This window comes from Pseudomonas congelans, assembly GCF_900103225.1.
GTDB classification, from domain to species: Bacteria; Pseudomonadota; Gammaproteobacteria; order Pseudomonadales; family Pseudomonadaceae; genus Aquipseudomonas; species Aquipseudomonas congelans.
On sequence record NZ_FNJH01000002.1, the window covers coordinates 644,279 to 657,783 of the forward strand.

The 13,505-nt window shown below is 60.9% G+C and carries 5 protein-coding genes; all 5 read left to right on the forward strand.

Going from position 1 to position 13,505, the window contains the following annotated elements; translation table 11 throughout:
* Positions 1–110 precede the first annotated feature (110 nt).
* The 5 genes from BLR20_RS09995 to gcvP all read left to right on the forward strand — a co-directional run bounded on the left by BLR20_RS09995 (position 111) and on the right by gcvP (position 13,427).
* Positions 111–947 (forward strand): sulfotransferase family protein, encoded by an 837-nt coding sequence (locus BLR20_RS09995; RefSeq protein ID WP_054993112.1) that lies wholly within the window; start codon positions 111–113, stop codon positions 945–947.
* Positions 948–1,086: 139 nt separating this feature from the next.
* Complete coding sequence (locus tag BLR20_RS10000) at positions 1,087–8,262, forward strand: Ig-like domain-containing protein (RefSeq protein ID WP_054993113.1); 7,176 nt, start codon at positions 1,087–1,089, stop codon at positions 8,260–8,262.
* A gap of 94 nt (positions 8,263–8,356) precedes the next feature.
* Complete coding sequence (locus BLR20_RS10005) at positions 8,357–9,850, forward strand: TolC family protein (RefSeq protein ID WP_010435389.1); 1,494 nt, start codon at positions 8,357–8,359, stop codon at positions 9,848–9,850.
* A gap of 318 nt (positions 9,851–10,168) precedes the next feature.
* Entirely contained in the window at positions 10,169–10,552 is a 384-nt protein-coding gene (gcvH, locus tag BLR20_RS10015) for a glycine cleavage system protein GcvH (RefSeq protein WP_032615801.1), read from the forward strand.
* Positions 10,553–10,562: 10 nt separating this feature from the next.
* Positions 10,563–13,427, forward strand: coding sequence for an aminomethyl-transferring glycine dehydrogenase (gene gcvP, locus BLR20_RS10020; RefSeq protein ID WP_054993098.1), 2,865 nt, complete (start codon positions 10,563–10,565; stop codon positions 13,425–13,427).
* Positions 13,428–13,505: the final 78 nt, after the last annotated feature.

Below are 13,505 nucleotides of genomic sequence, written 5' to 3' on the forward strand. Positions count from 1 at the left end.
CGCTGGCTTCCCCACTTAAGATCTGCACAATGATGTCGAACTACTAGCATACAAGTACCTTTTTGTTACGCAGTTCTCACACTCAAGCAAGTCATTCTATGGGTGCATGGATGCAGAAATTCCATTTCATTGCAGGCTTGCCCAGATCGGGCTCCACACTGCTCTCAGCCATTCTTCTACAGAACCCGCGCTTCCATGCTGGCATGAGCAGCCCGGTCGGCTCATTGTTTTCCAGCATTCTGGGGCAATGCAGCGCTGGCAATGAATTCTCTTCAGTGATCAGCACCGAGATGCGCCGCCGTTTGTTGCGCGGGATATTCGAGTCCTATTACGCCGACAAGGCCAATAAAGACGTGGTGTTCGATACAAGCCGCGGCTGGTGCGCACGCCTGCCTGCACTCATGGACCTGTTCCCGCAAAGCAAAGTGATCGCCTGCGTGCGCAATGTCGCCTGGGTGATGGACAGCATCGAACGCCTGTACCGCGCCAATCCTTTCGAAAACACCAAGCTGTTCAACGACGACGTCGAACGCAACACGGTTTACAGCAGGGTCGAGACGCTTGCGCAGCGCAACCGTCTGGTGGGTTTTGCCTGGGCCTCGCTCAAGGAAGCCTATTACGGAGAGCATGCCAGTTCGATTCTGCTGATCGATTACGACCTCCTGTCTCAGGCACCGGATCGCGTCATGCGGCTGGTCTACGACTTCATTGGCGAACCGTGGTTTGAACACGATTTCAATAACCTTGCCTATGACGCCCCGGAGTTCGATGAAGCGCTCGGCGTGTCCGGCCTGCACAAGGTCAAACCCCGCGTCGCGCTGGAGCCCAGGGCTACCATCCTGCCGCCGGACTTGTTCGAGCAGTATTCAGCGTTGTCGTTCTGGAATGACGGGTCTGCCAGCGCAGCCAACGTCATCCGTATGAAATCAGACTCCGCCGTCAACTGACCGCGGTTTTATCACTCGTAACGTTCGATCTCTGGTGAGCAGCATGTGGTGGAACAAACAACAGTCGCGGACTACAAAGCGGGCACCCTCGAGTGCAACCTCCCCCGTTTCGCCCATGATCATGTCTCTCGAACCGCGCATGCTGTTCGACGGTGCGGTCGCGGCGACGGTCGCTGAAGCGGCCCAGCCGGATAGCCAGCCAACGCCCGACGCATCGGCCAAGAGTGCCGAACAGGCCAGTAGCGCCAGTAAAGACACCCATGCGCAGAGCGGCGCCACGTCAGATGTCCCCGTCAAACCGGCCGCCGTGCCCGGCAGTACGGTGGTCTTTGTCGACTCCCGGGTCAAGGATTCGCAGGCTCTGCTGACTGGCGTTGCACCCGGCACTCAAGTGGTCGAACTGGACGCTACCAGGGATGGCCTGCAACAGGTTGCCGATTACCTGGAGTCCCACCAGGGCGTCAGTTCAGTGCAGATCATCGCACACGGCAACTCCGGTGATCTGTGGCTGGGCAACAGCTACGTTTCTGCCGACAACATTGCGCAACGCAGCGCACTGCTGGCCGAAATCGGCAATGACATGAACGCTGGCGGCGATATTCTGATTTACGCCTGCAACACTGCCGAAGGTGATCCGGGCCTGAGCTTCGTCGATTCTCTGGCCGCCCTCACCGGCCGGGATGTTGCTGCGTCCACCAACCGTACCGGCGTGGGCGGCGACTGGGATCTGGAAATTGCCACCGGCAGCATCGAAAGCGTCAGCGCCCTGTCGCAACAGTCGATGGACGCCTACCAGTGGGGGCTGGCGACCTTCACCGTGACGTCTACCAGCAACACCGGCACAGGCAGCTTGCGCGAGGCGCTGACCAATGCCCAGAACGGCGATATCGTAACCTTCTCGACCGGCATGACCGTTGCACTGCAAAGCCAGCTGGTGGTCAGCAAGAACATCACCCTCGATGGCGACCTGAACAACGACGGCGTGGCCGACGTGACGCTGGACGGTCAGAACAGAACCAGTGTCATCAGGGTCAATTCCGGGGTCACAGCCACACTCGATGGCGTGATCATTACCCGAGGCGTGGCCAGCACAACGGGTGCGAGCAGCGGCGCGAGCATTGCGGCCTCTGATGCACTGGGCGGCGGCATCAACAACGCCGGCAACCTCACACTGCGCAACGTCACCGTCACTGCCAACTCGGCAGCGGGCGGTGGCGGTGGCGGTGGCGTCAACTCGCCAAACGTGGGCGGCGGCGGCGGCGGTGGCGGCGGCATTGGCGGGCAGAACGGTGCTGCGGGTGGCAGTGCCGGCACCTACACATCCACCGCCCCGTCAGCCAATACCGGCGGCAACGGGGCATCGTTCAGCACTGCTTATCTGGCAGGCCAGGGCGGCAATTCAAGCGGCGGCGGCGCCGGGGGAAACGGCACGCCTGTCGGCTACACCAACGGCGGCGCGGGCGGCACCGCGACCAGCGGCGGTCGGACCATCGGCGGCGGTGGCGGCGGCTCGGGCTTTGACGCCAATGGCGGCAGAGGCGGATCAGCCGTCGGCGGCATTTACAACGCCTCGAACGGCACTCTGGCGATCATCGGCACCTCGACCATCAGCAGCAACATCGGTGCAGGCGGTGGCGGCGGTGGCGGCGGCACGATTGGTGGCAACGGTGGACGTGGTATCGGCGCGATCTGGAACAAAGGCACGGTCAATATCACGTCCAGCAACAACTCGGCGATGACCGGCAACGTCGGCGGCAGCGGCGCAGGCGGCCAGGGAAACGGCAGTACGGGCAGCGCCAATGGCACATCACCCACTGCCGTCAATAACATCCTCAACGACGGCGGCACGCTGAACATTGCCTATACCGCGGATACAACTGCGCCGACGGGCTCCAGCATCGTGATTGCCAACACATCCTTGAGTTCGGGTGGCACGTCGCTGGTCACGTTCACGTTCAGTGAGCCGGTCTTCGGCCTGGAAATCTCCGAGATCACCGTGCCCAACGGTACGTTGAGCAATCTGGTGACCACCAACAACATTACCTGGACAGCCACTCTCACGGCCTCCGGCAATATTTCCGACAGTTCCAATGCGATCAGCCTGCCGTTAACGGCGGTGCAGGACTCTGCCGGCAATATCGGTACCGGAACCGTGACCTCCAACAACTACGCAGTCTCCGATACCGTGCCGCCGACAGCGACCGTCGTGGTGGCGGACACCGCACTCGCTGCAAGCGAAACGTCACTGGTCACCATTACCTTCAGTGAAGTGGTCGCCGGCTTCGACAATACCGACCTCACGGTGGCAAACGGCACATTGACCGCTGTCAGCAGCAGTGATGGCGGCAAGACCTGGACCGCGACGCTGACGCCGACCGCCGACCTTACCAGCACCGTCAACCAGATCAGCCTCAACCGGGCAGGTGTACAAGATCTGTCCGGGAACACCGGATCAGGTGTCGCCACATCCAACAACTACGCCATCGACACGGCACGTCCGACCGCAAGCGTCGTGCTGACCGACAGCGCCCTGAGCATTGGTGAAACCTCACAAGTGACCATCACCTTCAGTGAGGCAGTGACCGGTTTCACCAACGCCGACCTGACCATCGTCAATGGCACGCTGAGCACCCTGACCACGAGCAACAACATCGTCTGGACGGCGACGTTCACACCGACCAATAACATCACCGACAGCACCAATGTGATTACTCTGGCCAACACAGGTGTCAGCGATGCGGCGGGCAATACGGGCTCGGGGACCACAAACTCGAACAACTACGCCATCGATACACAGCGCCCGACCGTGAGCATTCTGGTGGCAGACGCCAGCCTCACGGCTGACGAAACATCACTGGTAACCATTACATTCAGCGAAGCCGTCAGCGGGTTCACCAATGCCGACCTGACAGTGCCCAATGGCACCTTGAGCACCGTCACCAGCAGCGACGGCGGCATCACCTGGACCGCGACCTACACGCCGAACAACAACGTCAATGACACCACCAACCTGATCAGCCTGAGCAACACGGGTGTAGCGGACCTGGCTGGCAACGCCGGGGCCGGGACGAGCAACTCGGGCAACTTTACCATCGACACCGTGCGCCCGAGCGCCACAGTGGTCGTCGACGACAGCGCCCTTTCCGCCGGCGAGACCTCTCTGGTCAGCATCACCTTCAGCGAAGCCGTGACCGGGTTCACCAATGCCGACCTGACCGTTGCCAATGGCACCTTGAGCGCGGTGAGCAGCAGTAACGGCGGCATCACCTGGACCGCAACCCTCACACCAAGCGCAAACGTAACCGACACCACCAACCTGATCACGCTGGATACAAGGGGTGTTGCCAACGCTTCCGGTAACGCAGGCACAGGCACGATCAACTCCAACAATTACGCCATCGACACCCAGCGGCCGACCGCCAGCATCGTGGTGGCAGACAACGCTCTGTACATAGCTGAAACCTCGCTGGTGACCATCACCTTCAACGAAGCGGTCAGCGGTTTCACCAATGCTGATCTGAATATCAGCAATGGCACCCTGAGCGCGGTCAGCAGCAGCGATGGCGGTATCACCTGGACCGCAACCCTGACGCCGACAACAGGGATTACCAGCAACAGCAATTCGGTGATTCTGAACAACGGCGGTGTGGCCGATCTGGCGGGTAACGCAGGCAGCGGTCTGAGCACCTCGAACAACTACGCCATCGACACAGCGCGCCCGACAGCCAGTATCTCGATGTCGGACAGCGCCCTGACCGGCGGTGAAACCTCACTGGTGACGATCACGTTCAGCGAAGCCGTGAGCGGTTTTACCAACGCCGACCTGACGGTGCCGAACGGCACGCTGAGCGTGGTCAGCAGCAGCGACGGCGGCGTCACCTGGACCGCGACCTACACGCCGAATGCCAATGTGGCCGATACCACCAACATCATCACTCTGGCCAACACAGGCGTAGCCGATCTGGCAGGAAATATCGGCAGCGGCACGACCGATTCCGGCAATTTCACCATTGCCACACAGCAGCCGACCGCCACCGTCGTGGTCGCCGACACCGCCCTGACGGTGGGGGAAACCTCGCTGGTGACCATCACCTTCAGCGAAGCAGTCAGCGGCTTCAACAATGCCGACCTGGCGGTCGAGAACGGCACATTGAGCGCAGTCAGCAGCAACGATGGCGGCATCACCTGGACCGCGACCTTCACGCCGACGACCGATGTCACCGACGCGAGCAACCTGATCACGCTGGACAACACCGGGTTTGCCAACGGCTCTGGCGTTACCGGCACCGGCACCACCGCGTCGAACAACTACGCCATCGACTCCCTGCGCCCGACTGCGGCCATTGTAATCGCCGACAGTACGCTGAGCATCGGTGAAACCTCGCTGGTGACCATTACTTTCAGCGAAGCGGTCAGTGGCTTCAGCAACGCCGATCTGGTGGTGGCCAACGGTACGTTGAGCGCGCTGAGCAGCAGCGACGGAGGCCTCACGTGGACAGCCACGCTGACCCCATCGGTTGGCACTACCGACAGCAGCAATCTGGTGACCCTGAACAACGCTGGCGTCACCGATCTGGCGGGTAATGCAGGAACCGGTCTGACACCTTCCAATAATTACGCCATCGACACAGTACGTCCGACTGCCAGCATTGTGGTGGCCGACAACGCACTGTCAGTGGGTGAGACCTCCCTGGTGACCATCACCTTCAGTGAGGCCGTCGGCGGTTTCGACAACAGCGACCTGAGCGTTGCCAATGGCACCTTGAGCGCTGTCAGCAGCAGTGATGGCGGTGTCACCTGGACGGCAACCTTCACGCCAGCCATCAACATCGCCGACAGCACCAACCTGATCACGCTGAACAACGCTGGCATAGCCGACCTGGCCGGCAATACCGGAAGCGGCGTAACCAACTCAAATAATTACAGCATCGACACCTTTCAGCCGACCGCCACCATTGTGGTCGCCGACAGCGCCCTGTCGGTCGGTGAAACCTCGCTGGTGACCATCACCTTCAGCGAAGCGGTCAGTGGCTTCAACAATGCCGACCTGACAGTCGAGAACGGCACATTGAGCGCAGTCAGCAGCAGCGATGGCGGCATCACCTGGACGGCGACCTTCACGCCGACGGCTAATGTCACCGACGCGAGCAACCTGATCACCCTGGATAACACCGGGTTTGCCAATGCCTCGGGCAACCCCGGCAGCGGCATTACCTCCTCCAACAACTACGCCATCGATACCCTGCGCCCTGCTGCGACCATCGTGATCGCCGACAATACGCTGACCATCGGTGAAACCTCGCTGGTTACCATTACCTTCGGCGAAGCAGTCAGTGGCTTCAGCAACGCCGATCTGGTGGTGGCCAACGGTACGTTGAGCGCGCTGAGCAGCAGCGACGGTGGCATCACATGGACAGCCACGCTGACGCCATCGGTCGGCACTACCGACAGCAGCAATCTGGTGACCCTGAACAACGCAGGCGTCACCGATCTGGCGGGTAATGCGGGAACCGGCCTGACACTCTCCAATAATTACGCCATCGACACAGCACGTCCGACTGCCAGCATCGTGGTGGCCGACAACGCACTGTCAGTGGGTGAAACCTCGCTGGTGACCATCACCTTCAGTGAGGCCGTCAGCGGCTTCGACAACAGCGACCTGAGCGTTGCCAATGGCACTTTGAGCGCCGTCAGCAGCAATGATGGCGGTGTCACCTGGACGGCAACCTTCACGCCAGCCATAAACATCGCCGACAGCACCAACCTGATCGCGCTGAACAACACTGGCGTAGCCGACCTGGCCGGCAATACCGGAGGCGGCGTAACCAACTCCAATAATTACAGCATCGCCACCCTTCAGCCGACCGCCACCATTGTGGTCGCCGACAGCGCCCTGTCGGTCGGTGAAACCTCGCCGGTGACTATCACCTTCAGCGAAGCGGTAAGCGGCTTCAACAATGCCGACCTCAGCGTGGCCAACGGTACCTTGAGTGCGGTTTCCAGCAACGATGGCGGCATCACCTGGACCGCGACCTTTACGCCAGCGGCGAATGTGACTGATGCGACCAACCTGATCACACTGGACAATACGGGCGTCAGCAATGCGTCGGGCAACACAGGCGGCGGCACCACGGCCTCGAACAATTACACCATCGACACTCAGCGCCCGACTGCGACCATAACGGTCGCCAACCCGAGTCTGGCCATCGGTCAGACCTCAGTGGTGACCTTCGCCTTCAGCGAGCGCGTGACCAATTTCGACCTGTCGGACATCAGCGTGGGCAATGGCACCCTCTCCAATCTGACCAGCGATGACGGCGGGCGCACCTGGACCGCGACCCTGACGCCGGACGCCAATGTCACCGCACTCAACAACTTCATCGTTCTGGACAGTGGCACGGTGAATGATCTGGCAGGCAATGCTGGCGCGACAATAGCGCTCTCCAGTAATTACACCATCGATAATCAGCGCCCGACGGCGAATATCTCTATTGCCAACCCGAACCTGGCGACGGGCCAGACCTCAGTGGTGACGTTTGCCTTCAGCGAGCCGGTCACCAACTTCACGCTGTCGGACATCAGCGTGGCCAACGGCACGCTGTCCAGTCTGGCCAGCAGCGATGGCGGGGCCACCTGGACCGCGACCCTGACACCGACCGCGAACGTGACTGACCCGAGCAATTTCATCGTGCTGGACAGCAGCAACGTGAGTGACCGGGCCGGCAATGCAGGCACAGGCATCGCGCTGTCTGCCAACTACAGCATCACCACGACATCGCTGGCGGGCGACCCGCAGTTCCGGGTCGATGCACCGGCGCCGCTGATCAGCACGGCAAATCTGCCACTTCAACCGGCACTGTTCAGCCCGCCTACCGGCAACCTGGGATCGCCGTTGAGCTTCTCGCCGTTGTTCGAACAGCGCACCACGGGGGGTGATCTGCCGCCTGTGGGCAATATTTTCATTACCAATCGTGCCCTGACACCGAGCTTCATCGCTCAGGTCTTCGACTCGAACAGTGTCGGGGGCCCGGGGTCCGGGTTCATAGGTTTCGGCAGCGGAGAAGGCAGCGTATTCGGCACCAGTACGCTGTCGACCCTGTTTTCACGTGAAACAGCTACCGGTACTTCGACGACAGCGGCGTTCGAAGGCGCAGGCAGCAATAGCTTGCAAGATTCGTCGCAGAGCATCCAGGCAGGTTTCGGTGCACTGACCCTGGGTCAGCAGTTGCAACAGATCACTGATAACGAGCAAGAAAAACTGCGCGAACTGGCATGGGCTTTGGGGGAAGTAGGTGTGAGTCAAGTGCAAGCCTGAAACAGAGTTTGAGTCATGCGCCGTCCCTGTACGGCGCTCATAAAAAAAGAATGCGGTAGCAAGGGGCGGTCGGAGCATGAAAAGAAGTCATACGTTGTTCAGCATCAGCCTGCTGGCGCTGGTAGTGAGTGGTTGCGCTGTCACCAGCCAGCCGATCGACCGGAGCGTCAGCGAGCAGCGCGCTAAAAGTGATCTGCAACTGATGTACCGGGATCAGGAGCCATTGAACGGCGCCTTGACCCTGCACCAGGCCATGGCCCGCGCGGTGAAGTACAACCTTGAGGCGCGTCTGAAAATCATGGAGGAGGCCCTGGCCAAGCGCCAGTTGGACCTCGCCAGCTTCGACATGCTGCCGCGTATGGCACTCTCCGCCGGCTATGCAGGGCGCAGCAACGTCAGCGCGTCGAGCAGCGAAAGTGTCGAGACCGGAACCCAGTCCCTCGAACCTTCGACTTCGCAAGACCGCAGCCGCCGGGTCGCTGACCTGACCATGGTATGGAACGTGCTCGACTTCGGCGTCAGCTACATCAGTGCCAAACAACAAGGCGACCAGCGCCTGATCGTTCAGGAACGGCGTCGCAAGGTGGTCAACACCATCGTTCAGGACGTGCGCTCGGCCTACTGGCGCGCCGTAGCTGCCGAACGCATGCTCACGCAGATCGACAGCCTGATGGCGCGGGTCGAGAAAGCCCAGGCCAACAGCCAGAAAATGAGCGAGCAGCGTGTGGGTGATCCGGTGCAGGCACTGGGTTACCAGCGCTCGCTGATCCAGGCGACGCGTCAGCTGGAAGAGCAGCGCAAGGCGCTCTCGCTGGCCAAGACCGAACTGGCGACCCTGATCAACCTGCCGTTGGGCACGGATTTGAAGCTGGCCACGCCGGACGACTACTCGATCCCGGAACTCAAGGTCGACATGGCACGCCTGGAAACCGAAGCGCTGGCCAGCCGCCCCGAACTGCGCGAGCAGGATTATCAGACCCGCATCAGCTCGGCCGAAACCCGCAAGGCCATGTTGCGCATGCTGCCGGGCCTGGAGTTCTCGGCAGGAGGCCATTACGACAGCAACTCGTTTCTGGTCAACGACAAATGGGCTGACCTGGGCGTAAAAGTCACCTGGAACCTGTTCAACGTGCTGTCGGCACCTGCCGCCATTGACGCAGCCAAGGCTGGCGAAGAAGTTGCTGCCGCACGCCGCCAGGCGATGTCCATCGCAGTACTGGCCCAGCTTTATGTGGCCAATGCCAACTACAACGAAGCCTTGCGCCAGTTCAAGACAAGCCAGCAGTTGTCGAACATCGACAGCCAGATTGTCGGCCAGCTGCGCAACCGTTACCAGGCTGCCAGCCTGGGCGAACTGGACTTGATTCAGGGCGAACTGAACACCCTGCAAGCCGACTTGCGGCGTGACCTGGCGTATGCCGACCTGCGTAACGCTTATGGCCAGATCTTCGCCAGCGCGGGACTTGATCCGCTGCCTTCGGAGCTTCCTTCGACCAAAGTACAGGCCATTGCTGTTGCACTGGGTGCGCGCGAGTCCCAGTGGGAAGCAGGAAATATTTCGGTAGCCGCTACCACGCCCAAGCCGTAAACCGCTCTATGAACACCATTCAGCCAGTGCTCATGCGCTGGCTGGATGCGACGACACTCCTGCCGAAACGAAATCGTTCCACTGTAACGATTTCACTCCAAAGCACTTCACTCCGCGCGTATCAAGGCCTTGATCAGACACATATTTTCAAATGGCCGAACAGTGTATCGATTTCGCTACAGTCAGAATCGGCACGTTCACGTAAAAAACCGTTAAACCACTGATTTAATTAGATAAATTAAACATGGCCGCTAAATTGCTAAGTCATGACTCATATTGCTCGCGTGCTGCGCGAGCCCTGTTCTCCGAGGAGTTTGTATGAGCGAGTTGCGATTCACCGTTGACCATGAATGGCTGCGTGCCGAAACCGACGGCAGCGTGACGGTCGGCATTACGCCCTACGCGCAGGAGTCGCTGGGCGATGTGGTCTTCGTGCAGCTCCCGGAATTACAGGCCTACACTCAACACGCTGAAGTGTCGGTGGTGGAATCGGTGAAAGCCGCCAGCAGCATCAACATGCCGTTGGACGGTGAAGTCGTCGAGGTCAATTCCGCCCTCGACGCCACGCCGGAGCTGGTCAATGAAGATGCCCTTGGTGCGGGCTGGTTCTTTCGCTTCATCCCACAAGACGCCAACGCCATTCACGGCCTGCTGGATCAGGACGCCTATGACCGTCTGATCAAAGCCAACGCCGAAGCCTGAGGAGCACGCCATGACTGACCGTATTGAACTGACCACTGCCAACGAATTCATCGCCCGTCACATCGGCCCGCGCGCGGCCGACGAACAGGCCATGCTGCAAACGCTGGGTTTCGATTCCATTGAAGCGCTGAGCGACAGCGTCATTCCGGAAAGCATCAAGGGCACCAGCGTTCTGAACCTGCCTGCCGGGCAGAGCGAAGCCGATGCGCTGGCGTCGATCAAGGCCATCGCCAGCAAGAATCAGTTGTTCAAGACCTACATCGGCCAGGGTTACTACAACACCCACACGCCAGCACCGATCCTGCGCAACCTGCTGGAAAACCCGGCCTGGTACACCGCCTACACGCCTTACCAGCCAGAGATTTCCCAGGGCCGCCTGGAGTCACTGCTCAACTTCCAGACACTGATCAGCGACCTCACCGGCCTGCCGATTGCCAATGCCTCTCTGCTCGACGAAGCCACCGCGGCCGCCGAAGCAATGACCTTTTGCAAACGCTTGAGCAAAAACAAGGCTAGCCAGCAGTTTTTCGCGTCCAGCCACTGTCATCCGCAGACCCTGGATGTGTTGCGTACCCGCGCCGAGCCATTGGGCATCACCGTGGTCGTGGCCGATGAGCACGAGCTGGAGGATGTCAGCGATTACTTCGGCGCGTTGCTGCAATACCCGGCCAGCAATGGCGATGTGTTCGATTATCGCGAGCTGGTGGAGCGCTTCCACGCGGCCAACGCCCTGGTCGCCGTGGCTGCCGACCTGCTGGCCCTTACCCTGCTGACCCCGCCAGGCGAGTTCGGCGCTGACGTGGCGATCGGTAGCGCCCAGCGCTTCGGTGTGCCGCTGGGTTTCGGTGGCCCGCATGCGGCCTACTTCTCGACCCGCGATGCCTTCAAACGTGACATGCCAGGCCGTCTGGTCGGCGTGTCGGTGGACCGTCACGGCAAGCAGGCCCTGCGCCTGGCCATGCAGACCCGCGAACAGCATATTCGTCGCGAGAAGGCCACCAGCAACATCTGCACCGCACAGGTGCTGCTGGCCAACATCGCCAGCATGTACGCCGTCTACCATGGTCCGCGCGGCCTGACACAGATCGCCAATCGCGTTCACCAGCTGACCGCGATTCTTGCCGAAGGCTTGAGCACGCTGGGCCTGAAGGCCGAGCAGGCATTTTTCTTCGACAGCCTGACCCTGCACACCGGTGACAGGACCACTGCACTGCACGCTGCCGCCCGCGCCAGGCACATCAACCTGCGCGAAATCGATGACCAGCGTCTGGGCCTGTCCCTGGACGAGACCACCTCGCAGTCGGCAGTCGAAAACCTGTGGGCGATCTTCGCTGGCGAAGGCCAGAGCCTGCCGGACTTCGCCGCGCTGGCAGACAGCGTCCAGTCACGCCTGCCGGCCGGGCTGCTGCGTCAGTCGGCGATCCTCAGTCACCCGGTGTTCAACCGCTATCACTCGGAAACCGAGCTGATGCGCTACCTGCGCAAGCTGGCCGACAAGGACCTGGCGCTGGATCGCACCATGATTCCGCTGGGCTCGTGCACCATGAAGCTCAATGCCGCCAGCGAAATGATCCCGGTGACCTGGGCCGAATTCGGCAACCTGCACCCGTTTGCCCCGGCCGAGCAAAGCGCCGGTTATCAGCAACTGACCGATGAGCTGGAGGCCATGCTCTGTGCGGCCACCGGTTACGACGCGATCTCGCTGCAGCCGAACGCCGGCTCGCAGGGCGAATACGCCGGACTGCTGGCTATCCGCGCTTACCACCAGAGCCGTGGTGATGAACATCGCGATATCTGCCTGATCCCTTCTTCGGCGCACGGCACCAACCCGGCGACCGCCAACATGGCCGGTATGCGCGTCGTGGTGACTGCCTGTGATGCACGCGGCAACGTCGACATCGAAGACCTGCGCGCCAAGGCCACTCAGCATCGTGACCAGTTGGCGGCGATCATGATCACCTACCCGTCGACCCACGGCGTGTTCGAAGAAGGCATTCGCGAAATCTGCGGCATCGTTCATGACAACGGTGGCCAGGTCTACATCGATGGCGCAAACATGAACGCCATGGTCGGTCTCTGCGCACCGGGCAAGTTCGGCGGCGACGTATCCCACCTCAACCTGCACAAGACCTTCTGCATCCCCCACGGCGGTGGCGGCCCGGGCGTTGGTCCGATCGGCGTGAAATCCCATCTCGCCCCTTTCATGCCCGGCCATGCCCGCATGGAGCGCAAGGAAGGCGCAGTCTGCGCAGCACCGTTCGGCAGCGCCAGCATTCTGCCCATTACCTGGATGTACATCCGCATGATGGGCGGTGAAGGCCTGAAACGCGCTTCGCAGCTGGCGATTCTCAATGCCAACTACATCTCGCGCCGTCTGGAGGAGCATTACCCGGTGCTCTACACTGGTAGCAACGGCCTGGTCGCGCACGAGTGCATCCTCGACCTGCGCCCGATCAAGGACAGCAGCGGCATCAGCGTAGACGACGTGGCCAAGCGCCTGATCGACTTCGGTTTCCATGCCCCGACCATGTCGTTCCCGGTCGCCGGGACCTTGATGATCGAGCCGACCGAAAGTGAGTCCAGAGAAGAACTGGACCGCTTCTGCGACGCCATGATCAAGATCCGCGAAGAAATCCGCGCGGTTGAAAACGGCAGCCTGGACAAAGATGACAACCCGTTGAAAAACGCGCCGCACACCGCTGCCGAAATCGTCGGCCAGTGGAGCCATCCTTACAGCCGCGAACAGGCGGTGTACCCGGTCGATTCGCTGATCGAGAACAAGTACTGGCCTCCGGTCGGTCGTGTCGACAATGTCTTCGGCGACCGCAATCTCGTCTGCGCCTGCCCGTCCATCGAGAACTATCAGGAAGCGTGACAGCCCCTGCCTGGCATTGCCTGATCGCGCTGCGCGCACAGGTAGTGCCATCGGTACGGCCCGCTCAACAAGGAATCG